General features: G+C 59.7%; 21 protein-coding genes. 17 read left to right on the top strand and 4 right to left on the bottom strand.

Translation table 11 applies throughout. The features are described from left to right. Positions 1 to 173: 173 nt before the first annotated feature. Together HGO40_RS22215 and mlaY are read right to left on the bottom strand one after the other, a co-directional pair. Complete coding sequence (locus HGO40_RS22215; protein WP_250964755.1) at positions 174 to 962, bottom strand: MlaA family lipoprotein; 789 nt, start codon at positions 960 to 962, stop codon at positions 174 to 176. After that, positions 955 to 2,253 (bottom strand): lipid asymmetry maintenance lipase MlaY, encoded by a 1,299-nt coding sequence (gene mlaY, locus HGO40_RS22210; RefSeq protein WP_250964754.1) that lies wholly within the window; start codon positions 2,251 to 2,253, stop codon positions 955 to 957. The genes HGO40_RS22215 and mlaY overlap by 8 nt, the downstream gene beginning before the upstream one ends. A gap of 423 nt (positions 2,254 to 2,676) precedes the next feature. Here mlaY and HGO40_RS22205 point away from each other — a divergent pair, with 423 nt between their 5' ends. The 3 genes from HGO40_RS22205 to HGO40_RS22195 all read left to right on the top strand — a co-directional run bounded on the left by HGO40_RS22205 (position 2,677) and on the right by HGO40_RS22195 (position 5,815). Further along, entirely contained in the window at positions 2,677 to 3,531 is an 855-nt protein-coding gene (locus HGO40_RS22205; protein WP_250964753.1) for a glycine betaine ABC transporter substrate-binding protein, read from the top strand. Between the two features lie 317 nt (positions 3,532 to 3,848). After that, positions 3,849 to 4,160: a DUF485 domain-containing protein gene (locus HGO40_RS22200; RefSeq protein WP_250964752.1), complete on the top strand. Its 312-nt coding sequence runs from the start codon at positions 3,849 to 3,851 to the stop codon at positions 4,158 to 4,160. After that, positions 4,157 to 5,815, top strand: coding sequence for a cation acetate symporter (locus HGO40_RS22195; RefSeq protein ID WP_250964751.1), 1,659 nt, complete (start codon positions 4,157 to 4,159; stop codon positions 5,813 to 5,815). The genes HGO40_RS22200 and HGO40_RS22195 overlap by 4 nt, the downstream gene beginning before the upstream one ends. Positions 5,816 to 6,102: 287 nt before the next feature. On the opposite strand, the gene gltA is transcribed toward HGO40_RS22195, so the two are convergent. Continuing rightward, on the bottom strand, positions 6,103 to 7,392 hold the full coding sequence (gene gltA, locus HGO40_RS22190) for a citrate synthase (RefSeq protein ID WP_003204440.1): 1,290 nt from the start codon (positions 7,390 to 7,392) through the stop codon (positions 6,103 to 6,105). 365 nt (positions 7,393 to 7,757) lie between these two features. Here gltA and sdhC point away from each other — a divergent pair, with 365 nt between their 5' ends. The 11 genes from sdhC (at position 7,758) to HGO40_RS22135 (ending at position 21,839) form a co-directional block, all read left to right on the top strand. Next, positions 7,758 to 8,132 carry a succinate dehydrogenase, cytochrome b556 subunit gene (sdhC, locus tag HGO40_RS22185; protein WP_003179220.1) on the top strand — a complete coding sequence of 125 codons (375 nt, stop codon included), beginning with the start codon at positions 7,758 to 7,760 and terminating at the stop codon, positions 8,130 to 8,132. Next, positions 8,126 to 8,494 carry a succinate dehydrogenase, hydrophobic membrane anchor protein gene (sdhD, locus tag HGO40_RS22180; protein WP_030138327.1) on the top strand — a complete coding sequence of 123 codons (369 nt, stop codon included), beginning with the start codon at positions 8,126 to 8,128 and terminating at the stop codon, positions 8,492 to 8,494. The genes sdhC and sdhD overlap by 7 nt, the downstream gene beginning before the upstream one ends. Positions 8,495 to 8,497: 3 nt before the next feature. After that, positions 8,498 to 10,270, top strand: coding sequence for a succinate dehydrogenase flavoprotein subunit (gene sdhA / locus HGO40_RS22175; protein ID WP_053123969.1), 1,773 nt, complete (start codon positions 8,498 to 8,500; stop codon positions 10,268 to 10,270). An 11-nt stretch (positions 10,271 to 10,281) separates the two neighbouring features. Continuing rightward, complete coding sequence (locus HGO40_RS22170; RefSeq protein WP_207964740.1) at positions 10,282 to 10,986, top strand: succinate dehydrogenase iron-sulfur subunit; 705 nt, start codon at positions 10,282 to 10,284, stop codon at positions 10,984 to 10,986. 262 nt (positions 10,987 to 11,248) lie between these two features. Further along, complete coding sequence (locus HGO40_RS22165) at positions 11,249 to 14,080, top strand: 2-oxoglutarate dehydrogenase E1 component (RefSeq protein ID WP_250964750.1); 2,832 nt, start codon at positions 11,249 to 11,251, stop codon at positions 14,078 to 14,080. Positions 14,081 to 14,124: 44 nt separating this feature from the next. After that, positions 14,125 to 15,348, top strand: a complete 1,224-nt coding sequence (gene odhB, locus HGO40_RS22160; RefSeq protein ID WP_250964749.1) for a 2-oxoglutarate dehydrogenase complex dihydrolipoyllysine-residue succinyltransferase — start codon at positions 14,125 to 14,127, stop codon at positions 15,346 to 15,348. A 111-nt stretch (positions 15,349 to 15,459) separates the two neighbouring features. Continuing rightward, positions 15,460 to 16,896: a dihydrolipoyl dehydrogenase gene (gene lpdA, locus HGO40_RS22155; protein ID WP_250964748.1), complete on the top strand. Its 1,437-nt coding sequence runs from the start codon at positions 15,460 to 15,462 to the stop codon at positions 16,894 to 16,896. 196 nt (positions 16,897 to 17,092) lie between these two features. Then, positions 17,093 to 18,259, top strand: coding sequence for an ADP-forming succinate--CoA ligase subunit beta (gene sucC, locus HGO40_RS22150; RefSeq protein ID WP_003179235.1), 1,167 nt, complete (start codon positions 17,093 to 17,095; stop codon positions 18,257 to 18,259). Continuing rightward, positions 18,259 to 19,143 carry a succinate--CoA ligase subunit alpha gene (gene sucD / locus HGO40_RS22145; protein ID WP_014339581.1) on the top strand — a complete coding sequence of 295 codons (885 nt, stop codon included), beginning with the start codon at positions 18,259 to 18,261 and terminating at the stop codon, positions 19,141 to 19,143. The genes sucC and sucD overlap by 1 nt, the downstream gene beginning before the upstream one ends. 359 nt (positions 19,144 to 19,502) lie before the next feature. Continuing rightward, positions 19,503 to 20,816 (top strand): branched-chain amino acid transport system II carrier protein, encoded by a 1,314-nt coding sequence (gene brnQ / locus HGO40_RS22140; RefSeq protein ID WP_250964747.1) that lies wholly within the window; start codon positions 19,503 to 19,505, stop codon positions 20,814 to 20,816. Between the two features lie 285 nt (positions 20,817 to 21,101). Further along, positions 21,102 to 21,839 (top strand): DUF599 domain-containing protein, encoded by a 738-nt coding sequence (locus tag HGO40_RS22135; RefSeq protein ID WP_250964746.1) that lies wholly within the window; start codon positions 21,102 to 21,104, stop codon positions 21,837 to 21,839. Positions 21,840 to 21,912: 73 nt separating this feature from the next. On the opposite strand, the gene HGO40_RS22130 is transcribed toward HGO40_RS22135, so the two are convergent. Continuing rightward, positions 21,913 to 22,167 carry a hypothetical protein gene (locus tag HGO40_RS22130; protein WP_250964745.1) on the bottom strand — a complete coding sequence of 85 codons (255 nt, stop codon included), beginning with the start codon at positions 22,165 to 22,167 and terminating at the stop codon, positions 21,913 to 21,915. A 157-nt stretch (positions 22,168 to 22,324) separates the two neighbouring features. Between HGO40_RS22130 and HGO40_RS22125 the strand changes: the two genes are divergently transcribed. The 3 genes from HGO40_RS22125 (at position 22,325) to htpG (ending at position 25,251) form a co-directional block, all read left to right on the top strand. Further along, entirely contained in the window at positions 22,325 to 22,801 is a 477-nt protein-coding gene (locus tag HGO40_RS22125; protein ID WP_250964758.1) for a PaaI family thioesterase, read from the top strand. Then, on the top strand, positions 22,798 to 23,259 hold the full coding sequence (locus HGO40_RS22120; RefSeq protein WP_250964744.1) for a PaaI family thioesterase: 462 nt from the start codon (positions 22,798 to 22,800) through the stop codon (positions 23,257 to 23,259). The genes HGO40_RS22125 and HGO40_RS22120 overlap by 4 nt, the downstream gene beginning before the upstream one ends. 87 nt (positions 23,260 to 23,346) lie before the next feature. Next, on the top strand, positions 23,347 to 25,251 hold the full coding sequence (gene htpG, locus HGO40_RS22115) for a molecular chaperone HtpG (protein ID WP_250964743.1): 1,905 nt from the start codon (positions 23,347 to 23,349) through the stop codon (positions 25,249 to 25,251). The last annotated feature ends 66 nt before the right edge of the window (positions 25,252 to 25,317 follow it).

Here is a 25,317-nt window from a genome sequence, read left to right as displayed (position 1 = left end):
GTGCTGGCAGTGGGCAAGGTTTGGAAAGCGCTGAAAGGCTGAACCTGGCAACACAAAACAACTGTGGGAGCGAGCTTGCTCGCGATAGCGGTGTATCAGCCAATGCAAATGTAGCTGAACCGACGCCATCGCGAGCAAGCTCGCTCCCACCGAGGATTTTGGGTGGCCGAAAGTTACTCGGCAATCTGCAATTTGCGCGACTCGGTGTACACGTAGCGCACCTTTTCATATTCGAACGGCGTGTTCAGTTGGCCGTAGCGGAAACTGGTCTGGTAGCGCTTGTCCACACCGCGCAGGAGCAAGAGCTCCGGGTGGTTGGAGCTGACTTCCGAGACGTTCAGGAAGTTGATTGCCGATTCGGCGGTGTAGTCCACCAGCAAGCCCGAGGTGTCGCGCAGGTTCGAGGGGCCGAAGATTGGCAACACGAAATACGCGCCGCCCGGCACGCCGTAGAAGCCCAGGGTCTGGCCGAAGTCTTCGCTCTGGCGCGGCAGGCCCATGGCGGTGGCCGGGTCCCACAGGCCGGCGATGCCAACGGTGGTGTTGAGCAGCAGGCGCGCCGTGGTTTCCATCGAACGCTGGCCCTTGAATTGCAGCAGGCTGTTCATCAGGTTCGGCACGTCTCCCAGGTTATTGAAGAAGTTACTGACCCCGGTGCGCACGAAGCCGGGGGTGATGTAGCGATAGCCGTCGACCACGGGCAGGAAGACCCATTGGTCGAAGCGGTAGTTGAAGTGATAGACCCGGCGGTTCCAGGATTCCAGCGGGTCATAGACGTTCAATGCGTTAAGGGTCGAACGCTCGAACTCGCGTTGATCCAGCCCCGGGTTGAACTTGAGCTTGGTCAGCGGTTCCTTGAAACCGTCCGAATCCACCACCACAGGTGCATCGGCCTTGCTGTTGTCGGCCTGGACCATGCCCGCACTGATTAACGCAGCGATAAGCAGCAGATATTTAGCCACGGAAAAACTCCAGCATGGCGTCGCTGTTGACGCGGTAATTAAGGTTGCCGCAGTGGCCGCCCAGTGGATAAACCGTCAGGCGATCGCCAAAGGTCTTGCGCAGGAAGCCCAGGTCGCCCGGGCCGAGAATCACGTCGTCGGCGTTGTGCATGACCGAAATCTTCGTGCTGGCCTGCAAATAATCCTTCAGTGCGTACAGGCTCACCTGGTCGACCAGTTGCAGCAGGCTGCCGCCGTCGGTGCGCGCGCGCCACATCGGGATCACCTGCTCGGTGAGGTAGCAGTCGAAATCGCATTGCAGCGCGCGCTTGAGAAATGGCGTGAGGCTGGTGCTTTCGGTGATCGGGAATTTCGGCGGGATGATCAGGCCGCGGCGGTTGATCAGGTCCGAGGTGAAGGCGATGTCGGCCGCCGAGAAGCGGAACGAGGTGCCGATCAACATCGCCATTTGCTCGTTGCTCAGGTGTTGCTTGGACTGCTGGAAGTCATATAGCAACGCATCGTTGAGGTCGATGTAGCCTTTTTGCTGGAAGTAGCGGGTCAGCTTGTTCAACACCAGTTCATAAAAAGTCGTGGTGCTGTTGATGCCCTTGACCTCGGTCTGGACCATTTTGTCCAGGATGGTGATCGAGGTGTAGAGGTTCACCGGCGGGTTCAGCAGCAGCACCTTCTTGAAGTTGAAGCTGCGCCGGGTTTCGTCCAGGTGGGCGACGAAGGCCGCGTCCAGGGCGCCGAGGCTGTAGCCGGTAAGGTAGTACTCGGTGACGGGGACTTTCGGGTTCTGGGCGCGTACCGCCTGCATCACCCGGTACATGTCCTCGGCGTCTTCCTTGGTGATGCCCGGCGTGGCGAAGCGCGAAGCGGCACTCATGAAGTCGAAGCTGGTGGGCGAGGACAGCTGCACCACGTGGTAGCCGGCCTTGTAGTAGAGGCGCTTGAGGTACTCGTTGAGGGTGCTGTCGTAGCGTGCACCGGTGCCGGCGATCAGAAAAATCAGCGGCGCGGGCTTGTCCTGGGTGGCCATGCGGTAGGTGAGGCTTTTTACCGGCCAGAAGTTGTCCGGCAGGATGAACTCGCGTTCCGGGCGCAGGGTCAGGCTGTGGTCCGCCTGATTGATGTCTTCGATCAGTGGCAGCTCCGGACGCAGGTCCGGCGGCGTGGTGGCGATGGTCGCCTCGAACGGGTTGGTCAAGGGGTAGCCATAGCTGGCGGCGTCAATATCTGCCGCCAGCGCGGACGCACTCAGGATAAGGCCGCCGAGGAGGGCAGCGAAGCGCAAGGAACGGAGCATGACTAGATCCCTTAGAGGAAGGTGCCGAATGAGGTTCGCAGCCTATGACCACCGAAGCGGAGCCAAGTGCCATGACGGGCACAAAACAGGCACGGACGGGGCGCGATAGTAGCGGGACGATACACGGTCATGCGCAGTAGCGGCTAGTTATCTGGTATTTACCGTATTTCGCCTGCGAACCTCACTGTGAGGGGGCGCCAATTGCGCGAAATCATTAGCTGGCGTTCTGATGTCGTTTCTCGTTGCTTCGACGTCGCAGGCAGAGCAGGTTCCAGAACGGCACAGGTTGATGATCGATCCTGTCAGTACTCCACTGGCGTTCAGACCGGTTTGAGGGCGAGCGTGATGGGGGCGCTGAGCATCATAACTATACGTTGACGCCGCCCGGCATCCGTCGGGCGCAGCACTTTCGGGGAAGTAACGATGAAGATGCGACGACTCTTGGGCGCAGGTGCCGCACTGGTACTGGCCATCAGTTCCACCTTGGCCAGCGCCGAAACCAAAACCCTGAGCATCGGTTACGTTGACGGCTGGTCCGACAGCGTCGCGACCACCCACGTGGCCGCCGAAGTGATCAAGCAGAAACTCGGTTATGACGTGAAGCTGCAAGCGGTCGCGACCGGGATCATGTGGCAAGGCGTGGCCACCGGCAAACTCGACGCGATGCTCTCGGCCTGGCTGCCGGTGACTCACGGCGACTATTGGACCAAGAACAAGGACAACGTGGTCGATTACGGCCCCAACTTCAAGGACGCCAAGATCGGCCTGATCGTGCCGGAGTACGTCAAGGCCAAGTCACTCGAGGATCTCAAGACCGACGACTCGTTCAAGAAGCGCATCGTCGGCATCGACGCCGGTTCAGGCGTGATGATCAAGACCGAACAGGCGATCAAGGATTACGACCTGACCGGTTATCAACTCAAGGCCAGTTCCGGCGCCGGCATGATCGCCGAGCTGACCCGTGCCGAGAAGAAAAACGAATCCATCGCCGTCACCGGTTGGGTGCCGCACTGGATGTTCGCCAAGTGGAAACTGCGTTTCCTGGAAGACCCGAAAGGCGTCTACGGCGCGGCTGAGACTGTGAACAGCATCGGCAGCAAGGAACTGGGGGCCAAGGCGCCAGAAGTGGCGGAATTCCTGAAGAAGTTCCAGTGGGCTTCGAAGGACGAGATCGGCGAGGTCATGCTGGCCATCCAGGAAGGCGCCAAACCGGACGCTGCTGCCAAGGATTGGGTCGCCAAGCACCCGGACCGCGTGAAGGAGTGGACCGGCAAGTAATCGGCCTGGTTTGACTGTTCCGAAAACCGCATGACATTGTGTCATGCGGTTTTTTTGTGCGTGCAATTCCTGGCTCCAACGCAGATCCCCCTTGTGGGAGCGAGCCTGCTCGCGAAAGCGGTGTGCCAGCCAATTACAGGGTTAACTGACAGATCGCCTTCGCGAGCAGGCTCGCTCCCACAAAGGGAACTGAGAAAATGTGCGGAAAACCGGCAGAGCCGTCATGTCGTTCTAATACTAAGGTCGTCTGGAACCTGGCCTGGAGCCGCATAGAGTAGAGCTGTTCCAAATAAATCTGTGCTGCGAGGATAAAAACAATGAACGACAGCATTTACCTCTCGATTCAAAACAGCCCGCGCTTCAAGGAGCTGGTGAAGAAACGAGAAAAGTTCGCCTGGATTCTCTCGGCGATCATGCTTGGGCTGTATTCCGGCTTCATTCTTCTGATCGCCTACGGGCCGCACATTCTCGGGGCCAAGATGACCCCCGATTCCACCATCACCTGGGGTATCCCCATCGGCGTCGGCCTGATCCTCTCGGCCTTCGTCCTGACCGGTATCTACGTACGGCGCGCCAACGGCGAGTTCGACGACCTGAACAATGCGATTCTCAAGGAGGCTCAGCAATGATCCGGCGTCTACTGGCTCTATTGAGCGTCGCAGCGTTCGCACCGGGCGCCTGGGCGGCTGATGCCCTGACCGGTGCCGTGCAGAAACAACCCCTCAACGTCGCCGCTATCCTGATGTTCGTGGCCTTTGTCGGCGCGACGCTATACATCACCTACTGGGCGTCCAAGAAAAATAATTCGGCGGCCGACTACTATGCGGCCGGCGGCAAGATCACCGGCTTCCAGAACGGCCTGGCAATCGCTGGCGACTACATGTCGGCGGCGTCCTTCCTGGGCATTTCCGCGCTGGTGTTCACCTCCGGCTACGATGGCCTGATCTACTCCATCGGCTTCCTGGTGGGCTGGCCGATCATTCTGTTCCTGATCGCCGAACGCCTGCGCAACCTGGGTAAATACACCTTTGCCGACGTGGCGTCCTATCGCCTCGGGCAAACCCAGATCCGCAGTCTGTCCGCCTGCGGCTCGCTGGTGGTGGTGGCGTTCTACCTGATCGCGCAAATGGTCGGTGCCGGCAAGCTGATCCAGCTGCTGTTCGGCCTGGACTACCACGTCGCGGTGATCCTGGTCGGCATCCTGATGTGCCTCTACGTGTTGTTCGGCGGCATGCTGGCCACCACCTGGGTGCAGATCATCAAGGCGGTGCTGTTGCTGTCGGGGGCTTCGTTCATGGCCCTGATGGTCATGAAGCACGTCAACTTTGACTTCAACATGTTGTTTGCCGAAGCGGTCAAGGTTCACCCTAAAGGCGAGGCGATCATGAGCCCCGGCGGCCTGGTGAAGGATCCGATCTCGGCCTTCTCCCTCGGCTTGGCGCTGATGTTCGGCACCGCTGGCCTGCCACACATCCTGATGCGCTTCTTCACCGTGAGCGACGCCAAGGAAGCGCGCAAGAGCGTGCTGTACGCCACTGGCTTCATCGGCTACTTCTACATCCTGACCTTCATCATCGGCTTCGGCGCGATCCTGCTGGTCAGCACCAACCCGGCCTTCAAGGACGCGGCAGGTGCCTTGCTGGGCGGCAACAACATGGCGGCGGTGCACCTGTCCAACGCCGTTGGCGGCAGCATCTTCCTGGGCTTCATCTCGGCGGTGGCGTTCGCTACCATCCTGGCGGTAGTAGCGGGCCTGACCCTGGCCGGTGCCTCGGCGGTGTCCCATGACCTGTATGCCAGCGTGATCAAGAAAGGCAAGGCCAACGAGAAGGATGAGATTCGGGTTTCGAAAATCACCACCATCTGTCTGGCGGTGCTGGCGATCGGACTGGGCATCCTGTTCGAGAAGCAGAACATCGCGTTCATGGTGGGCCTGGCATTCTCCATCGCGGCGAGGTGCAACTTCCCGGTACTGCTGCTTTCGATGTACTGGAAGAAGCTGACCACCCGTGGCGCGATGATCGGCGGCTGGCTGGGCCTGGTCAGTGCCGTGGGCCTGATGGTCCTCGGCCCGACCATCTGGGTGCAGATCATGGGTCACGAGAAGGCGCTCTTCCCGTACGAATACCCAGCGCTGTTCTCGATGGCCATTGCGTTCGTCGGCATCTGGTTCTTCTCCATCACCGACAAGTCGGCTGAAGGTGCAAACGAGCGGGCGCTGTTCTTCCCGCAGTTCGTGCGTTCGCAGACGGGTCTGGGGGCGAGTGGGGCGGTGAATCACTGAGGCAACTGCAAGCTTCAAGTTGAAGCGTTGTGTTTGAAGAAATACCCCGGTCGAGAGGCCGGGGTATTTTTTTGCAGGCGATATTTGTGGTCGTTTGTGAGGATGTCTTCGCGAGCAGGCTCGCTCCCACAGGGGAGGGGGCATGGATTCCAGATGTGGGAGCGAGCCTGCTCGCGAAGGCGCCGGTCCAGACACTGAGTCTTTGGAGATATAAACAAAACAGCCCCTGCTCTTTATAAGAAGCAGGGGCTGTTTCAGTGCCGCTTGGGACTAGCGCAAGGCAGGCCTTACTTGCGGTCTTCCAGCTGGGTAATGTCACGCGACTCGTAGCCGGTGTACAACTGGCGCGGGCGGCCGATCTTGTACGGGCTGGAGAGCATTTCCTTCCAGTGGGAGATCCAGCCGACGGTCCGCGCCAGGGCGAAGATCACGGTGAACATGCTGGTTGGAATGCCGATCGCCTTGAGGATGATCCCCGAGTAGAAGTCGACGTTCGGGTACAGCGAGCGCTCGATGAAGTACGGGTCGGTCAGGGCGATCTCTTCCAGGCGCATGGCCAGTTCGAGTTGCGGATCGTTCTTGATCCCCAGTTCCTTGAGCACTTCGTCGCAGGTCTGCTTCATCACCGTGGCGCGTGGGTCGCGGTTCTTGTAGACCCGGTGACCGAAGCCCATCAGCTTGAACGGATCGTTCTTGTCCTTGGCCTTGGCGATGAACTTGTCGATGTTCGAGACATCGCCGATTTCATCGAGCATGGTCAGTACCGCTTCGTTGGCACCGCCGTGGGCAGGGCCCCAGAGCGCGGCGATACCGGCGGCGATACAGGCGAACGGGTTGGCGCCCGACGAGCCGGCCAGGCGCACGGTGGACGTGGAGGCGTTCTGCTCGTGGTCGGCATGGAGGATGAAGATCCGGTCCATGGCCTTGGCGAGCACCGGGCTGATCGGTTTGATCTCGCACGGGGTGTTGAACATCATATGCAGGAAGTTCTCTGCATAGGTCAGGTCGTTGCGCGGGTACATCATGGGCTGGCCCATGGAGTACTTGTAGACCATGGCTGCCAGGGTCGGCATCTTCGCCACCAGGCGAATCGCGGAAATCTCGCGATGCTGGGGGTTATTGATGTCCAGGGAGTCGTGGTAGAAGGCCGAAAGGGCGCCGACAACGCCGCACATGACGGCCATCGGGTGGGCATCGCGACGGAAACCGTTGAAGAAGGTCTTCAACTGCTCGTGAACCATGGTGTGGTTCTTCACCGTGCTGACGAACTGGGCCTTTTGCTCTGCGGTTGGCAGCTCGCCGTTGAGCAGCAGGTAGCAGGTTTCCAGGTAGTCCGATTTCTCAGCCAGTTGCTCGATCGGGTAGCCGCGGTGCAGCAGGATGCCGTTGTCGCCGTCGATGTAGGTGATTTTCGACTCGCACGAGGCGGTCGACATGAAACCTGGGTCAAAGGTGAAACGGCCCGTGGCCGTCAGGCCCCGTACGTCGATTACATCGGGACCAACGGTGCCGGTTAAAATGGGCAGCTCGACGGGGGCTGCGCCCTCGATGATCAACTGCGCTTTTTTGTCAGCCATGTGGCCTCCTATTAATGCTTGGAATCATCAGACAGACCCCCCACGCAGGGCCCGCACCACTATAGTGAGATAAATCCGAATGTCAATTTGCCTAAAGTCTTGCTCCAGAAGGCTTTAACCGGACTTTTTCCGCGAAATTGCCTGCCGTTTACGCCTTTTGCGCCATATGTGCAATGCGCTATTAGGGGAAGGTGAACGCGTTGTCATTAGTAGCCTAACTGTCTATACTCGGCCACCGACCGCCAGGGGCTTTTGGGCCTGCTTTCTTGGGGGTCGTCACTCCCTGGGTGGTGAGTACCTGACCAGTGCGCGCCCCAACAACTTTGCCCTGATTGTTAGGGGCTCTTCAGTGTGAAAAAAAAGCCGTGAAAAGCCAACGACCTGTAAACCTAGACCTAAGGACCATCAAACTCCCAGTCACTGCTTACACGTCCATTCTTCACCGTATTTCCGGTGTCATCCTCTTCGTCAGCCTGGCCATCATGCTTTATGCATTGGACAAGTCGCTCGATTCGGAAGAAGGCTTCGGTCAGGTGAAAGCGTGTCTGACCAGTCCGCTAGCCAAGCTAGTGATTTGGGGCATCCTGTCCGCCTTGCTGTATCACTTGGTTGCCGGTGTGCGCCACTTGATCATGGACATGGGCATCGGTGAGACGCTGGAAGGCGGCAAGCTGGGCTCGAAAATCATTATCGCCGTGTCTGCGGTGCTGATCGTTCTGGCAGGAGTCTGGATATGGTAACCAACGTCACGAACCTTTCGCGTTCGGGCCTCTACGACTGGATGGCCCAGCGTGTGTCTGCGGTCGTTCTCGCGGCTTACTTCATTTTCCTGATCGGATATGTCGTGGCAAACCCTGGCATTGGCTATGCCCAATGGCATGAACTGTTCGCAAACAACTGGATGCGTATCTTCAGTCTGCTGGCACTTGTCGCACTGGGCGCCCACGCCTGGGTCGGCATGTGGACCATCGCGACCGACTACCTGACGCAAATGGCGTTCGGCAAGTCGGCGACTGCCGTACGTTTCCTCTTCCAGGCAGTATGCGGCGTTGCGATGTTCGCTTACTTCGTCTGGGGTGTGCAGATTCTCTGGGGTATCTGATTCATGGCTAACATTCCAACGATTTCTTTCGACGCCATCATCATTGGTGGTGGCGGTGCCGGCATGCGCGCGGCGCTGCAACTGGCACAGGGCGGTCACAAGACTGCCGTGATCACCAAGGTTTTCCCGACGCGCTCGCACACCGTTTCCGCCCAGGGTGGCATCACCTGCGCCATCGCTTCGGCCGACCCGAACGATGACTGGCGCTGGCACATGTACGATACCGTCAAGGGTTCCGACTACATCGGTGACCAGGACGCTATCGAATACATGTGTCAGGAAGGCCCGGCCGCGGTGTTCGAGCTGGACCACATGGGCATGCCGTTCTCCCGTACCGAGCAAGGTCGTATCTACCAGCGTCCGTTCGGCGGGCAGTCCAAGGACTACGGCAAGGGCGGCCAGGCTGCGCGTACTTGCGCGGCGTCCGACCGTACCGGTCACGCACTGCTGCACACCCTGTACCAGGGCAACCTGAAGGCCGGTACTACGTTCCTGAACGAGTACTACGCGGTCGACCTGGTGAAGAACCAGGACGGCGCCTTCGTCGGTGTGATCGCGATCTGCATCGAAACCGGCGAAACCACCTACATCCGCGCCAAGGCCACCGTACTGGCGACCGGCGGTGCAGGCCGTATCTACGCATCCACCACCAATGCCCTGATCAACACCGGTGACGGCGTCGGCATGGCCCTGCGTGCTGGCGTGCCGGTACAAGACATCGAAATGTGGCAGTTCCACCCGACCGGCATCGCCGGCGCCGGTGTACTGGTGACCGAAGGTTGCCGTGGTGAAGGTGGTTACCTGATCAACAAGCACGGCGAGCGTTTCATGGAACGTTATGCGCCGAACGCCAAGGACCTTGCCGGTCGTGACGTCGTGGCTCGTTCGATGGTTAAAGAGATCATCGCCGGCAACGGCTGTGGCCCGAACGGCGACCACGTGATGCTCAAGCTCGATCACCTGGGCGAGGAAGTGCTGCACAGCCGCCTGCCAGGGATCTGCGAACTGTCCAAGACCTTCGCTCACGTCGATCCGGTCGTCGCGCCGGTTCCAGTGGTTCCAACCTGCCACTATATGATGGGCGGCGTTGCCACCAACATCCACGGCCAGGCGATCACCCAGAACGGCGAAGGCGTGGACGAAATCATCCCTGGCCTGTTCGCAGTGGGTGAAGTGGCTTGCGTATCGGTCCACGGTGCCAACCGCCTGGGCGGCAACTCGCTGCTCGACCTGGTGGTCTTCGGTCGTGCTGCCGGCCTGCACCTGGAGAAGGCGCTGTCCGACGGTATCGAGTATGACGATGCCACCGACGCCAACATCGAAGCCGCCCTGGCGCGTCTGTCCGCTCTGAACGAGCGTACCGAAGGCGAAGACGTGGCAACCCTGCGTCGCGAGTTGCAAAACTGCATGCAGAACTACTTCGGCGTGTTCCGTACCGGCGAATACATGCAGAAGGGTATCGCCCAGCTGGCGCAATTGCGTGAACGAATCGCCAACGTGAAGATCAACGATAAGTCGCAGGCGTTCAACACTGCCCGTATCGAAGCGCTGGAATTGCAGAACCTGCTGGAAGTGGCCGAAGCCACCGCCATCGCCGCAGAAGTGCGTAAAGAGTCCCGTGGCGCCCACGCCCGCGAAGACTTCGAAGACCGTGACGACGAAAACTGGCTGTGCCACACCTTGTACTTCCCGGGTGAAAAACGCGTCGCCAAGCGTGCCGTGAACTTCTCGCCGAAGACTGTTCCGACTTTCGAACCAAAAGTCCGGACTTATTAAGGGTGACCGCTATGTTGCAAGTCAGTGTTTATCGCTACAACCCTGATCAGGACGCTGCGCCGTTCATGCAGGACTTCCAGGTCGACACCGGTGGTAAAGACCTGATGGTGCTGGATGTGCTGGCCCTGATCAAAGAGCAGGACGAGGGTTTCTCCTATCGTCGCTCTTGCCGCGAGGGCGTTTGCGGCTCCGACGGCATGAACATCAACGGCAAGAACGGCCTGGCCTGCATCACGCCGTTGTCGGCCGTGGTCAAGGGCAACAAGCTGGTGGTGCGTCCGTTGCCAGGTTTGCCGGTTATCCGTGACCTGGTCGTCGATATGAGCATCTTCTACAAGCAATACGAGAAGGTGAAGCCATTCCTGCAGAACGACACGCCGGCTCCGGCCATCGAACGTCTGCAGTCTCCGGAAGAGCGTGAGAAGCTCGACGGTCTGTACGAGTGCATCCTGTGCGCTTGCTGCTCGACCTCATGCCCATCGTTCTGGTGGAACCCGGACAAGTTCCTGGGCCCGGCCGCCCTGCTGCAAGCGTACCGCTTCCTGGCAGACAGCCGTGACACCAAGACGTCCGAGCGTCTGGCTGCACTGGATGACCCGTTCAGCGTATTCCGCTGCCGCGGGATCATGAACTGCGTCAACGTCTGTCCGAAAGGCCTGAACCCGACTAAGGCCATCGGTCACGTACGTAACATGCTGCTGCAAAACGGCGTGTGATTCAGCTGCTGTACCCGTAGAACCGCTGTACCCGTAAAGGCCAGGGCGCGGGCTTCAACCCGCGTCATGGCTATAACCAGAACAGCCGCTTACAAAGCGGCGGTTCTTATTTTGAAGAAATGAGACAAGCAGGGGCATCCGGGCTGGTACCCGGACTATCAGCGTGATCCTAAGTGGCTTGTTTTAGTCGCTGCACTCGGACTTCTGCAAGTTTGCTCGGTGTTTTCGCCGGTGGTGTTCCCCTAATCGAGGGTGACCAAGCATGCAAGAAAGCGTGATGCAGCGCATGTGGAACAGTGCCCACCTCTCCGGTGGTAACGCTGCCTATGTGGAAGAGCTCTACGAGCTCTACCTGCACGACCCTAACGCTGTGCCAGAAGAATGGCGCACCTACTTTCAGAAGTTGCCCGCTGACGGTAACTCTGCCACCGATGTTTCGCACTCGACGATTCGCGATCATTTCGTGCTGCTGGCAAAGAACCAGCGCCGCGCTCAACCGGTGTCTGCCGGCAGCGTGAGCTCCGAGCACGAGAAGAAGCAAGTTGAAGTGCTGCGACTGATCCAGGCCTACCGGATGCGTGGCCACCAGGCAGCCCAGCTTGACCCGCTGGGGCTGTGGCAGCGTCCTGCACCTGCAGACCTGTCGATCACTCACTACGGCTTGACCAATGCCGACCTTGATACGACCTTCCGTGCCGGCGACCTGTTCATCGGCAAAGAGGAAGCGAGCCTACGCGAAATTCACGAAGCGTTGCAGCAGACATATTGCCGCACCATCGGCGCTGAATTTACGCACATCACCGATTCCGAGCAGCGCCAGTGGTTCCAGCAGCGTCTGGAAAGCGTTCGTGGCCGTCCGACGTACTCCGCCGACATCAAGAGCCACTTGCTCGAGCGCGTCACCGCCGGTGAAGGCCTGGAAAAATACCTGGGTACCAAATACCCGGGCACCAAGCGTTTCGGCCTGGAAGGCGGCGAAAGCCTGATTCCGATGCTCGACGAACTGATCCAGCGTTCCGGTTCCTACGGCACCAAGGAAGTCGTCATCGGCATGGCCCACCGTGGCCGCCTGAACGTTCTGGTCAACACCTTCGGCAAGAACCCGCGCGAGCTGTTCGACGAGTTCGAAGGCAAGAAGAAGGTCGAGCTGGGCTCCGGTGACGTGAAATACCACCAGGGCTTCTCGTCCAACGTGATGACCACCGGTGGCGAAGTCCACCTGGCCATGGCTTTCAACCCGTCCCACCTGGAAATCGTTTCCCCGGTGGTCGAGGGTTCGGTCCGTGCCCGCCAGGATCGTCGCAACGATCCGACCGGCGAGAAGGTGCTGCCGATCTCCATCCACGGTGACGCGGCATTCGCCGGTCAGGGCGTGGTCATGGAAACCTTCCAGATGTCGCAGACCCGCGGGTTCAAGACCGGCGGCACCGTGCACATCGTGATCAACAACCAGGTCGGTTTCACCATCAGCAACCCGCTGGACTCGCGTTCCACCGAGTACGCAACCGACGTCGCGAAAATGATCCAGGCGCCGATTCTCCATGTGAATGGCGATGACCCGGAAGCCGTGCTGTTCGTGACCCAGTTGGCCATCGACTACCGCATGCAATACAAGCGCGACGTGGTGATCGACCTGGTCTGCTACCGTCGTCGCGGCCACAACGAGGCCGACGAGCCAAGCGGCACCCAGCCGCTGATGTACCAGCAGATCGCCAAGCAGCGCACCACCCGTGAGCTGTATGCCGAGCGCCTGACCCAGAGCGGCGTGCTGGATGCCGGCCGCGTCCAGGAAAAAGTCGATGAATATCGCAACGCCCTGGACAACGGCCTGCACGTTGTAAAAAGCCTGGTCAAGGAGCCGAACAAAGAGCTGTTCGTGGACTGGCGTCCGTATCTGGGCCACGCCTGGACCGCTCGTCACGACACGCGTTTCGACCTCAAGACCCTGCAGGAATTGTCCGCCAAGCTGCTGGACATCCCGGAAGGCTTCGTGGTCCAGCGCCAGGTTGCGAAAATCTACGAAGACCGGCAGAAGATGCAAGCCGGTGGCCTGCCGATCAACTGGGGTTACGCCGAAACCATGGCGTACGCGACCCTGGCGTTCGAAGGTCACCCGATTCGCAGCACCGGCCAGGATGTAGGCCGCGGCACTTTCTCGCACCGCCACGCGGCGCTGCACAACCAGAAAGACGCCAGCACCTATATCCCGTTGCAACACCTGTACAAGGGCCAGCCACGTTTCGACCTGTACGATTCGCTGCTGTCCGAGGAAGCCGTCCTGGCGTTCGAATATGGCTATTCCACCACCGAGCCAAATGCCCTGGTGATCTGGGAAGCGCAGTTCGGCGACTTCGCCAACGGTGCCCAGGTGGTTGTCGACCAGTTCATCACCAGCGGCGAGCACAAGTGGGGCCGTCTCTGCGGTCTGACCATGCTGTTGCCACACGGTTATGAAGGGCAGGGGCCGGAGCACTCGTCGGCACGTCTGGAACGCTACCTGCAGCTGTGCGCCGAGCACAACGTCCAGGTTTGCGTACCGACGACTCCAGCGCAGATCTACCACCTGCTGCGTCGCCAGGTCATCCGTCCGCTGCGCAAGCCGCTGATCGTGCTGACACCGAAGTCCCTGCTGCGTCACAAGCTGGCGATTTCCACGCTCGAGGACCTGGCCGAAGGCTCGTTCCAGACGGTCATTTCGGAAATCGACACCCTGGACGCGGCGAAAGTGACTCGCCTGGTCCTGTGCAGCGGCAAGGTCTACTACGACCTGCTGGAAAAACGTCGTGCCGAAGGCCGCGAAGACATCGCCATCGTGCGTATCGAGCAGCTTTACCCGTTCCCGGAAGAAGACCTGATGGAGGCCATCGCGCCTTACACCAACCTCACCCATGTGGTGTGGTGCCAGGAAGAACCGATGAACCAAGGCGCGTGGTACAGCAGCCAGCATCACCTGCGTCGCAGCATCGGCAACCATAACAAGGCCCTGGGCCTGGAATATGCCGGCCGTGATGCTTCCGCTGCACCTGCGTGTGGTTATGCGTCGATGCACGCCGAGCAGCAGGAAAAACTGCTGCAAGATGCCTTCACTGTTTAACGCCTTCGCGCTGACTGAAACCGAATTTTAAGGACCCACAGATAATGGCTATCGAAATCAAAGCCCCGTCATTCCCGGAATCGGTTGCCGATGGCACCGTTGCCACCTGGCACAAGAAACCAGGCGAGGCCGTCAAGCGTGACGACCTGATCGTCGACATCGAGACCGACAAGGTCGTGCTGGAAGTATTGGCCGAAGCTGACGGCGTGCTGGGCGCAATCGTTGCCGAAGAGGGCGCTACCGTTCTGTCGAACCAGGTCCTGGGCTCGCTCGAAGAGGGCGGCGCTGCTGCCGCCGCTCCAGCCGCCGCTGCTGCACCGGCTGCCGCTCAGGCCGCTGCGCCTGCTGCTTCGGGCGAAGACGATCCAGTCGCCGCTCCGGCTGCTCGCAAGCTGGCTGAAGAGAACGGCATCAACATCGCCTCCGTTGCCGGCACCGGCAAGGGCGGTCGTGTGACCAAGGAAGACGTGGTGGCTGCTGTTGCCGCCAAGAAAGCCGCGCCCGCCGCCGCACCGGCCAAGCCAGCCGCGCCTGCCGCTTCCGCGCCAGTGTTCGCTGCCGGTGACCGCGGTGAAAAACGCGTTCCGATGACCCGCCTGCGTGCCAAGGTTGCCGAGCGTCTGGTTGAAGCCCAGTCGAACATGGCGATGCTGACCACCTTCAACGAAGTCGACATGACCGAAGTCATGGCGCTGCGTTCGAAGTACAAGGATCTGTTCGAGAAGTCCCACAACGGCGTACGCCTGGGCTTCATGTCGTTCTTCGTCAAGGCTGCCACCGAAGCGCTGAAACGCTTCCCTGCCGTCAACGCCTCGATCGACGGTTCCGACATCGTCTACCACGGCTACGCCGACATCGGTGTCGCGGTCTCCAGCGACCGTGGCCTGGTGGTTCCGGTACTGCGCAACGCCGAACTGATGAGCCTGGCCGAAATCGAAGGCGGCATCGCCACCTTCGGCAAGAAAGCCCGTGACGGCAAGCTGTCCATCGAAGAGATGACCGGCGGTACGTTCACCATCACCAACGGTGGTACATTCGGTTCGATGATGTCGACCCCGATCGTCAACCCGCCGCAAGCGGCTATCCTGGGCATGCACAACATCCTGCAGCGTCCGATGGCGATCAACGGTCAGGTCGTGATTCGTCCGATGATGTACCTGGCTCTGTCCTACGATCACCGCCTGATCGACGGCAAAGAAGCCGTGACGTTCCTGGTCACCATCAAGAACCTGCTTGAAGATCCGGCTCGTCTGCTGCTGGATATCTGATTTTCGCCGCGAGGGCCGGTCTGTCGACCGGCCTCTTGCTGAAACAACCGGTTTCGTCCCTCGACGGTCACCCCAAGTGATCGTCCGGTTTGATTCGAAAAGGAATGACTCATGACTCAGAAATTCGACGTGGTAGTGATTGGTGCGGGCCCTGGCGGCTACGTAGCGGCCATCAAGGCTGCGCAACTGGGCCTCTCCACTGCCTGCATCGAGAAATACACCGACAAGGAAGGCAAACAGGCCTTGGGCGGTACTTGCCTGAACGTCGGTTGCATTCCGTCCAAGGCGCTGCTGGACAGCTCCTGGAAATACAAGGAAGCGAAAGAAAGCTTCAACGTTCACGGTATCTCTACCGGTGAAGTGAAGATGGACGTCGCCGCGATGGTTGGCCGCAAGGCTGGCATCGTCAAGAACCTGACCAGCGGTGTCGCCACCCTGTTCAAGGCCAACGGCGTGACCTCCATCGAAGGCCACGGCAAGCTGCTGCTGGGCAAGAAAGTCGAAGTGACCAAGCCAGACGGCTCGGTTGAAGTGATCGAAGCCGAAAACGTCATCCTGGCACCCGGCTCGCGTCCAATCGACATTCCACCGGCTCCGGTCGACCAGAATGTGATCGTCGACTCCACCGGCGCCCTGGAATTCCAGACCGTGCCAAAGCGCCTGGGTGTGATCGGCGCTGGCGTGATCGGCCTCGAACTGGGTTCGGTATGGTCGCGCCTGGGCGCTGAAGTGACCGTGCTCGAAGCCCTCGACACCTTCCTGATGGCCGCTGACACCGCGGTATCCAAGGAAGCGCTGAAAACCCTGACCAAACAGGGCCTGGACATCAAGCTGGGCGCTCGCGTGACCGGTTCGAAGGTCAACGGCGAAGAAGTCGTGGTGACCTACACCGACGCCAAGGGCGAACAGACCATCCCCTTCGACAAACTGATCGTTGCGGTCGGCCGTCGTCCGGTGACCACCGACCTGCTGGCTGCCGACAGCGGCGTGGAAATCGACGAGCGCGGCTTCATCGCGGTCGATGACCATTGCGCTACCGCCGTACCGGGCGTGTTCGCCATCGGTGACGTGGATCGCGGCATGATGCTGGCCCACAAGGCATCCGAAGAAGGCATCATGGTTGTCGAGCGCATCAAGGGCCACAAAGCCCAGATGAACTACGACCTGATCCCATCGGTTATCTACACCCACCCGGAAATCGCATGGGTTGGCAAGACCGAGCAGGCCTTGAAAGCCGAAGGCGTTGAAGTTAACGTCGGCACCTTCCCGTTCGCCGCCAGTGGCCGTGCCATGGCAGCCAACGATACCGGTGGTTTCGTGAAAGTCATCGCCGACGCCAAGACGGATCGCGTATTGGGCGTTCACGTCATTGGCCCAAGCGCTGCCGAGCTGGTACAGCAAGGCGCGATCGGTATGGAATTCGGCACCAGCGCTGAGGAGCTGGGCATGATGGTCTTCTCCCATCCGACCCTGTCCGAAGCCTTGCACGAAGCGGCCCTGGCCGTAAATGGCGGCGCCATCCACGTGGCCAACCGCAAGAAGCGTTAATAGACAATAAGAAACCACGGCGGTATGGCCCGTCGTGAGCCTTGCGAGCAAGACTCACCGCGGAATATCCGCTGGACGCAGCCTTGCGTAGCGACACCGGTTCACCGGAACGCTACGCAAGCAGCAGTCACAGGTGGTGCGGCACCACAACGGTGCAGCACCGAATGCGCAGTACCTAACGAAGACGGTAATAAGCATGAATCTTCACGAGTATCAGGGTAAGCAGCTGTTCGCTGAGTACGGCCTGCCAGTATCCACCGGCTACGCGGTAGACACCCCGGAAGCGGCAGCAGAAGCTTGCGACAAAATCGGCGGCAGCGAATGGGTTGTCAAAGCCCAGGTTCACGCCGGTGGTCGCGGTAAAGCGGGCGGCGTCAAGCTGGTTCGCAGCAAAGAAGACGCCAAAGCCTTCGCACAGCAGTGGCTGGGCAAGCGTCTGGTGACTTACCAGACTGACGCCAACGGCCAGCCAGTCACCAAGATCCTGGTTGAATCGTGCACTGATATCGCTAAAGAGCTGTACCTGGGCGCTGTCGTTGACCGTTCGAGCCGCCGCATCGTGTTCATGGCTTCCACCGAAGGTGGCGTGGACATCGAGAAAATCGCTCACGATACCCCTGAGAAAATCCTCAAGGCCACCATCGATCCACTGGTTGGCGCACAGCCATTCCAGGGTCGCGAGCTGGCATTCCAGCTGGGTCTGGAAGGCAAGCAGGTCACTCAGTTCGCCAAGATCTTCGTAGGCCTGGCCAAGCTGTTCCAGGACCACGACCTGGCCCTGCTGGAAGTGAACCCGCTGGTGATCAAGGCCGACGGCGACCTGCACTGCCTCGATGCCAAGATCAACATCGACGCCAACGCCATGTACCGTCAGCCTAAGCTGAAGACTTTCCACGATCCGTCGCAAGACGATCCGCGCGAAGCGCACGCTGCCAAGTTCGAACTGAACTACGTAGCCCTGGAAGGCAACATCGGCTGCATGGTCAACGGTGCCGGCCTGGCCATGGGTACCATGGACATCGTCAACCTGCATGGCGGCAAGCCAGCCAACTTCCTCGACGTGGGCGGCGGTGCTACCAAGGAACGTGTTACCGAAGCGTTCAAGATCATCCTGTCCGACACCAACGTCGCTGCAGTACTGGTCAACATCTTCGGCGGCATCGTTCGCTGCGACATGATTGCCGAAGGCATCATCGGCGCCGTGAAAGAAGTCGGCGTGAAAATCCCGGTTGTTGTTCGCCTTGAAGGCAACAACGCTGAGCTGGGCGCTAAAGTACTGGCAGAAAGCGGTTTGAACATCATCGCTGCTACCAGCCTGACCGACGCTGCTCAACAAGTCGTTAAAGCTGCGGAGGGCAAATAATGAGCGTCCTGATCAACAAAGACACCAAGGTTATCTGCCAGGGCATTACCGGTTCGCAAGGTAGTTTCCACACCCAGCAAGCCCTGGAATACGGCACCAAGATGGTTGGCGGCGTAACTCCGGGCAAAGGCGGCACCGAGCACCTGGGCCTGCCCGTGTTCAACACCGTGAAAGACGCTGTAGCCGCCACTGGCGCCACCGCCAGCGTGATCTACGTTCCAGCACCTTTCTGCAAGGACTCCATCCTTGAAGCAGCGTTCGGTGGCATCAAGCTGATCGTCTGCATCACCGAAGGCATCCCGACCATCGACATGCTGGAAGCCAAGGTCAAGTGCGACGAGCTGGGTATCACCCTGATCGGCCCTAACTGCCCAGGCGTGATCACTCCAGGCGAATGCAAGATCGGCATCATGCCAGGTCACATTCACTTGCCAGGCAAGGTCGGTATCGTGTCCCGTTCCGGCACCCTGACCTACGAAGCCGTCAAGCAGACCACTGACGCCGGTTTCGGTCAGTCGACTTGCGTCGGCATCGGCGGTGACCCGATCCCAGGCTCGAACTTCATCGACATCCTGAAGCTGTTCCAGGAAGACCCAAAGACCGAAGCGATCGTCATGATCGGTGAGATCGGCGGTTCGGCTGAAGAAGAAGCGGCTGCCTACATCAAGGCCAACGTGACCAAGCCGGTTGTTTCCTACATTGCTGGTGTGACTGCTCCTCCGGGCAAGCGCATGGGCCATGCTGGCGCAATCATCTCTGGCGGCAAAGGCACTGCAGACGAGAAGTTCGCTGCGCTGCAAGACGCAGGCGTAAAAACCGTGCGTTCGCTGGCAGACATCGGCAAGGCCCTGGCCGAGCTGACTGGCTGGGAAATGAAGAAGTAAGCTTCGGCTGACCTTTTCGTTCCAGCAACAAAGGCCACCTCCGGGTGGCCTTTGTCGTTTCTGGCCTTGGGAACTGCTGACCTGCCTTTGTGGCGAGGGAGCTTGCTCGCGATGACGGAATTACAGTCGTCAACCATTTAGATGCAAAAACGCGACACGGGAGCGTCGTGCATCGGATAGTTTGCCCCTTTACAGTGCGTTTTATCGCCAAATTCGTTAGGCTAGCAGCCATTTTTGCGATCGCTGCCCAAAAGGAAGCGCCGCGCTAAACGGGTCGGTCCCATACGGATCGGCAGCATTTCCCTCTACCCTCGGGGAAATCCCTCTCTAAATTCCGATTCAGTAGTGTGGTTTCCTTAATGAAAGTGTTGAAAGGCCAGGACATCCTGGCGCTTGGTTTCATGACATTTGCCCTGTTCGTCGGGGCTGGCAACATCATCTTCCCGCCTATCGTCGGTTTGCAGTCCGGGCCCCATGTCTGGATGGCGGCGCTGGGCTTCTTGATCACCGCGGTCGGGCTGCCGGTCATCACGGTCGTTGCGTTGGCCAAGGTCGGTGGCGCGATGGATGCCCTGAGCAGCCCCATCGGTAAAATCGCCGGTGGGTTGCTGGCGGCGGTGTGCTACCTGGCAGTCGGCCCGCTGTTCGCCACGCCACGTACCGCCACCGTTTCGTTCGAAGTCGGCTTGGCGCCTCTGACTGGCGAAAGCCCGCTGGCGCTGTTCCTCTACAGCGCGGGGTATTTCCTGCTGGTGTTTTTCATCTCGCTCTACCCGGGCCGCCTGCTGGACACCGTCGGACGCTTCCTTGCTCCCCTGAAGATCATCGCCCTGGCCGTGCTCGGCATCGCTGCGTTTGCCTTGCCGGCCGGCGATATCGGCGTGGCCACGCCCGAATATGTGGCGGCGCCGTTTTCCCAAGGCTTCATCAATGGCTACCTGACCATGGATACCCTGGGCGCCTTAGTGTTCGGCATTGTCATCGTCAATGCGATCCGCTCCCGGGGCGTCGAGTCGCCGGCCCTGATCACCCGCTACGCGATCATCGCCGGGTTGATTGCCGGGGTGGGCCTGGCGCTGGTCTACGTCAGCCTGTTCCGCCTGGGTTCGGGCAGCCATGAAGTGGCCGCGGGCGCACCCAATGGCGCCGCCGTGCTGCACGCCTATGTGCAACACACCTTCGGCAGCCTGGGCAGCGGTTTCCTGGCGGTGCTGCTCTCCCTTGCATGCCTGGTGACCGCGGTCGGCGTGACCTGCGCCTGCGCCGAGTACTTCAGCCGGGTGTTGCCGCTGTCCTACAAGACCTTGGTGGTGCTCCTGGCGGCCTTTTCGCTGTTGGTGTCCAACCTGGGCCTGACCAAGCTGATCGCGTTCTCGATTCCTGTCCTCACCGCGATCTACCCACCGTGCATCGCCCTGGTGGCCCTGAGTTTCTGCAAGGATTTCTGGCACGAGCAGGGGCGCATCGTTGGCCCGGTGATGCTGGTGTCGTTCCTGTTTGGCTTGATCGATGCGCTCAAGGGCGCGGGGCTGGCGGACTGGATGCCGACGCAACTGGCTCACTTGCCGCTGAGCGAGCAAGGCCTGGCCTGGCTGGTGCCTTCGGTGATGACCCTGGCGGTCGCGGTGGTGTGTGATCGCCTGCTGGGCAAGCGCAGCGAAGCGTTGGCGTAAGCGACAACAGGCAGATCCACCGGCAAGAACCGAAATGCCCCGTATCAATCGATACGGGGCATTTTTTTTGAGTGTGGTGTCTTTTTTCGTGGACTAACGTCGAAGCAGTGTCTTGAAAAACCTGCACAGAACCCTGTGGGAGCGAGCTTGCTCGCGATAGCGTCGGATCAGTCAGCGATGAGGTGGCTGATAAACTGCTATCGCGAGCAAGCTCGCTCCCACAGGTCTGCATTTCAAGACAAGTCTGGCTTTAGACGTCATGTTTTTAGACACACAGGAAATCGAATGTCATTCATCCAAGCCAACCTGATCCATCTGCTTGCCGCCGCCTGGTTCATCATCTGCTGGGCGGGCTATACCCGTTATGCCACCTGGAAGGCCCGCGACACGGCCTGCCTGGCCAGTGTCATGCACCTGTACCGCGAAGACTGGATGCGCCGCATGCTGTTGCGCGAGAACCGCATCGCCGATGCCAGCGTGATCGGCAACCTGGAGCGCAACGCGTCATTCTTCGCTTCCAGCACGCTGATCATCCTGGCGGGCATCCTGACAGTGCTCGGGGCCTCGGATCGGGCGGTGGCGTTGCTGGCGGACATCCCCTTGGTGCAACAGGCTTCCCAGGGCATGGCGGAGGTCAAGTTGCTGTGCCTGGCACTGGTGTTCGTGTATGCGTTCTTCACGTTCAGCTGGTGCATGCGCCAATACAACTTCGCCGCGGTGCTGATTGGCTCGGCACCGATGATCGGCGAGCGCCATGTCTCGGAGCAAGAGCGCAAAGCCTTCGCACTAAGGGCGGCGCGGGTGATTTCCATGGCGGCCAACCAGTTCAACTTCGGCCTGCGTGCCTATTACTTCGGCATGACCATGTTGGCGTGGTTTGTCAGCCCCTGGTTATTCATGTTGATGAGTGCTGGCGTGGTGTTCGTGTTGTATCAGCGCGAGTTTCACTCCGATGTGCTGGATGTGATGGTCTATACCCCCACCGAAGCGCCAGCGCCCGAGGTTGGCAAGGAAGCGGCCTGACAGGCGCCGCCTCCAAATCACAGGCAAAAGAAAACCCGCGCCAGGCGGGTTTTCTTTTACTGCTAAAACCGTATCAGTTGGTTTTAGGCGCTTCAGTAGCAGGAGCTTGTTCCTGCTGCGCGGCACTGTTCGATTCAGACTGAGCTTTGGCGGCTTCGGCGTTTTCTTTCGCCGCGTCGTTCACTTTATCCTGTGCTTTGTTCATGTCTTGCTGAGCTTGCTCAGCGTGTTGTTGGGCATCTTGAGCTGTGTCCTCGGATTTTTTATCGCAGGCAGCGAGACCGAGGGAGGCGGCCAACATCACGGCAATAGCAAAAGTCTTACGCATGGGGTGTTTCTCCTTATGGATATAACTACTGGCCTTTTGAGCGCGCCCCTTCAGGTTAAGTTCCTCTTTTGCTACAGATATATAACTTTGCGCAGCAGCGGAACTTTATGACACGCACCTGCTGTAGAGCCTCCCACCTATGAAAGGCGTTGATGAAGTGGTTGAAGATCCCGTTTTTGAGCGTGCGACGCGCTTCCTGTCCGCGCTGCGGCATTGCCAGGTGCTAGGTGTGAAGTTGCACAGTGCCAGCCGTGATGGACTAACGGTTATCCTGCCGTTCAGCCCGCAAATCGTTGGTAATCCCCTGACGGGCATCATCCACGGCGGGGCGTTGACCTCATTGATGGACACCGCGTGCGGCATGTCGACCTTATGCGTGCTGCCGCAATTCGAAGTCTGCCCCACCCTCGACCTGCGCATCGACTACATGCACGCCGCCGAGCCCCACAAGGACGTCTACGGCTTCGCTCAATGCTATCGGGTGACCCCGGACGTGATTTTCACCCGGGGGTTCGCCTATCAGGACGATCCAGAACAACCCATCGCCCATGTGGTGGGCACGTTCATGCGCCTGGGCCAGCATGCCAGGGGAATGGGCAAGGCCAGTCCGATAACCAGAGTGGGCCAACCATGACCGATACCACCCAGGAACAACTGCGCCGCGCCTGCGAGCAGGGTGACTACGCGCTGCTGCTCGCCTCGATCCCCTATGCCCTACTCATCGGTGTCGAATGCACGCGCCAGGGCGGCGACTTGTTGTTTCGCCTGCCGGCCAACAAAGACAACATTGGAAACCCTTTGCTGCCGGCCATCCACGGCGGGGTCATCGCCGGATTCATGGAGCTGGCCGCTGCGGTGCATCTATTGATTGCCACCGGCACGCCGGGCATACCGAAAATCATCGACTTTTCCCTGGATTACCTGCGCGCCGGGCACTTTCGCGACACCTACGCCAAATGCCAGGTCTGGCGTCAGGGCCGACGGGTCGCCAACGTCGCGATCACCGCTTGGCAAGACGTCGAGGCCGAACCCATCGCCACCGCCCGGGCGCATTTCAAGATCCAGGAGCCCTCAAAACCCGATCGCCCTTGAAATCATCCGCGTCGCCCCCACCTTGAGGACATCCCGCCGCCAATCTCAGCGAGGCGGACACCACCATCCACTTGGAGTTTGATGACCATGAGCGTGGAAACTCAAAAGGAAACCCTGGGCTTCCAGACCGAGGTGAAGCAACTGCTGCACCTGATGATTCACTCGCTGTATTCGAATAAGGAAATTTTCCTTCGCGAGCTGATTTCGAACGCCTCTGACGCTGTCGACAAATTACGTTTCGAAGCCCTTTCCAAGCCTGAACTGCTGGAAGGCGGCGCCGAGCTGAAAATCCGTGTGAGCTTCGACAAGGACGCGAAAACCGTCACCCTCGAAGACAACGGCATCGGCATGAGCCGCGAAGAGGTGATCACGCACCTGGGCACCATCGCCAAGTCCGGCACCGCCGACTTCATGAAGAACCTGTCCGGCGACCAGAAGAAAGATTCCCACTTGATCGGTCAATTCGGCGTCGGCTTCTATTCGGCGTTCATCGTGGCCGACCAGGTCGAAGTGTTCAGCCGCCGTGCCGGCCTCGCTGCGAGCGAAGGCGTGCATTGGTCGTCCAAGGGCGAAGGCGAGTTTGAAGTCGCCACCGTCGACAAGGCCGATCGCGGTACCCGCATCGTGCTGCACCTCAAGTCCGGCGAAGACGAGTTCGCCGATGGTTGGCGCCTGCGCAACATCATCAAGAAGTACTCCGACCATATCGCGCTGCCCATCGAGCTGCCGAAGGAAGTCACCGCCGCCGAAGGCGAAGAAAAGCCTGAAGTGGAGTGGGAAACCGTCAACCGCGCCAGTGCCCTGTGGACCCGTCCACGCACTGAGGTGAAAGACGAGGAATACCAGGAGTTCTACAAGCACATCGCCCACGACTACGAGAACCCGCTGAGCTGGAGCCATAACAAGGTCGAAGGCAAGCTGGAATACATCTCGCTGTTGTACGTGCCAGCCCGTGCACCGTTCGACCTGTACCAGCGCGAAGCGCCACGGGGCCTGAAGCTGTACGTGCAGCGCGTGTTCGTGATGGACCAGGCCGAATCGTTCCTGCCGCTGTACCTGCGCTTCATCAAGGGCGTGGTGGATTCCAACGATTTGTCGCTGAACGTTTCGCGGGAAATCCTGCAGAAAGATCCGATCATCGATTCCATGAAGTCGGCACTGACCAAGCGCGTGCTGGACATGCTGGAAAAACTGGCGAAGAACGAGCCCGAGCAGTACAAGAGCTTCTGGAAAAACTTCGGCCAAGTGATGAAGGAAGGTCCGGCCGAGGACTTCGCCAACAAAGAGAAAATCGCCGGCCTGCTGCGCTTTGCGTCGACCCAGGGTGACGATGGCGAGCAGATTGTTGGCCTGGCCGATTACCTGGCCCGCGCCAAGGAAGGCCAGGACAAGATCTACTACCTGACCGGTGAAACCTATGCGCAGGTCAAGAACAGCCCGCACCTGGAAGTCTTCCGCAAGAAAGGCATCGAAGTGCTGCTGCTGACCGACCGCATCGACGAGTGGCTGATGAGCTACCTCAACGAGTTCGACGGCAAGAGCTTCGTCGATGTGGCCCGTGGTGACCTGGACCTTGGCAACCTGGATTCGGAAGAAGACAAGAAGGCCGCCGAAGAAGTCGCCAAGAGCAAGGAAGGCCTGGTCGAGCGGATCAAGACCGCCCTGGGCGACGCTGTCAGCGAAGTGCGTGTCTCGCACCGCCTGACCGACTCCCCGGCGATCCTGGCCTTCGGTGAGCAGGACTTGGGCCTGCAAATGCGCCAGATTCTCGAAGCCAGCGGCCAGAAAGTCCCGGACTCCAAGCCGATCTTCGAATTCAACCCGGCCCACCCGCTGGTGGAAAAACTCGACAACGAGCAGAGCGAAGAGCGTTTCGGCGATCTGTCGCACATCCTGTTCGACCAGGCGGCCCTGGCGGCCGGTGACAGCCTGAAGGACCCGGCGGCGTATGTGCGTCGCCTGAACAAGCTGTTGGTTGAGCTGTCAGCTTGATCTGACGCTGGAAAGTCCCTTGTGGGAGCGAGCTTGCTCGCGATGACGGTAGAGCAGTCAACGCAT

Source organism: Pseudomonas sp. CG7 (assembly GCF_023701885.1).
GTDB classification, from domain to species: Bacteria; Pseudomonadota; Gammaproteobacteria; order Pseudomonadales; family Pseudomonadaceae; genus Aquipseudomonas; species Aquipseudomonas zanjanensis.
Note: the sequence above shows the minus strand (reverse complement) of the source record. Positions and strands in the feature narration are given on the sequence as shown.

Excerpts from the sequence above, each read along its gene's own strand:
- HGO40_RS22130 (WP_250964745.1), bottom strand. The coding sequence starts at position 22,167 with ATGCGTAAGACTTTTGCTATTGCCGTGATGTTGGCCGCCTCCCTCGGT.
- HGO40_RS22195 (WP_250964751.1), top strand. The coding sequence starts at position 4,157 with ATGATCCGGCGTCTACTGGCTCTATTGAGCGTCGCAGCGTTCGCACCG.
- brnQ (WP_250964747.1), top strand. The coding sequence starts at position 19,503 with ATGAAAGTGTTGAAAGGCCAGGACATCCTGGCGCTTGGTTTCATGACA.
- HGO40_RS22205 (WP_250964753.1), top strand. The coding sequence starts at position 2,677 with ATGAAGATGCGACGACTCTTGGGCGCAGGTGCCGCACTGGTACTGGCC.
- lpdA (WP_250964748.1), top strand. The coding sequence starts at position 15,460 with ATGACTCAGAAATTCGACGTGGTAGTGATTGGTGCGGGCCCTGGCGGC.
- HGO40_RS22200 (WP_250964752.1), top strand. The coding sequence starts at position 3,849 with ATGAACGACAGCATTTACCTCTCGATTCAAAACAGCCCGCGCTTCAAG.
- HGO40_RS22135 (WP_250964746.1), top strand. The coding sequence starts at position 21,102 with ATGTCATTCATCCAAGCCAACCTGATCCATCTGCTTGCCGCCGCCTGG.
- gltA (WP_003204440.1), bottom strand. The coding sequence starts at position 7,392 with ATGGCTGACAAAAAAGCGCAGTTGATCATCGAGGGCGCAGCCCCCGTC.
- sdhD (WP_030138327.1), top strand. The coding sequence starts at position 8,126 with ATGGTAACCAACGTCACGAACCTTTCGCGTTCGGGCCTCTACGACTGG.
- sucD (WP_014339581.1), top strand. The coding sequence starts at position 18,259 with ATGAGCGTCCTGATCAACAAAGACACCAAGGTTATCTGCCAGGGCATT.
- sucC (WP_003179235.1), top strand. The coding sequence starts at position 17,093 with ATGAATCTTCACGAGTATCAGGGTAAGCAGCTGTTCGCTGAGTACGGC.
- mlaY (WP_250964754.1), bottom strand. The coding sequence starts at position 2,253 with ATGCTCCGTTCCTTGCGCTTCGCTGCCCTCCTCGGCGGCCTTATCCTG.
- HGO40_RS22170 (WP_207964740.1), top strand. The coding sequence starts at position 10,282 with ATGTTGCAAGTCAGTGTTTATCGCTACAACCCTGATCAGGACGCTGCG.
- HGO40_RS22120 (WP_250964744.1), top strand. The coding sequence starts at position 22,798 with ATGACCGATACCACCCAGGAACAACTGCGCCGCGCCTGCGAGCAGGGT.
- odhB (WP_250964749.1), top strand. The coding sequence starts at position 14,125 with ATGGCTATCGAAATCAAAGCCCCGTCATTCCCGGAATCGGTTGCCGAT.
- sdhA (WP_053123969.1), top strand. The coding sequence starts at position 8,498 with ATGGCTAACATTCCAACGATTTCTTTCGACGCCATCATCATTGGTGGT.
- HGO40_RS22165 (WP_250964750.1), top strand. The coding sequence starts at position 11,249 with ATGCAAGAAAGCGTGATGCAGCGCATGTGGAACAGTGCCCACCTCTCC.
- htpG (WP_250964743.1), top strand. The coding sequence starts at position 23,347 with ATGAGCGTGGAAACTCAAAAGGAAACCCTGGGCTTCCAGACCGAGGTG.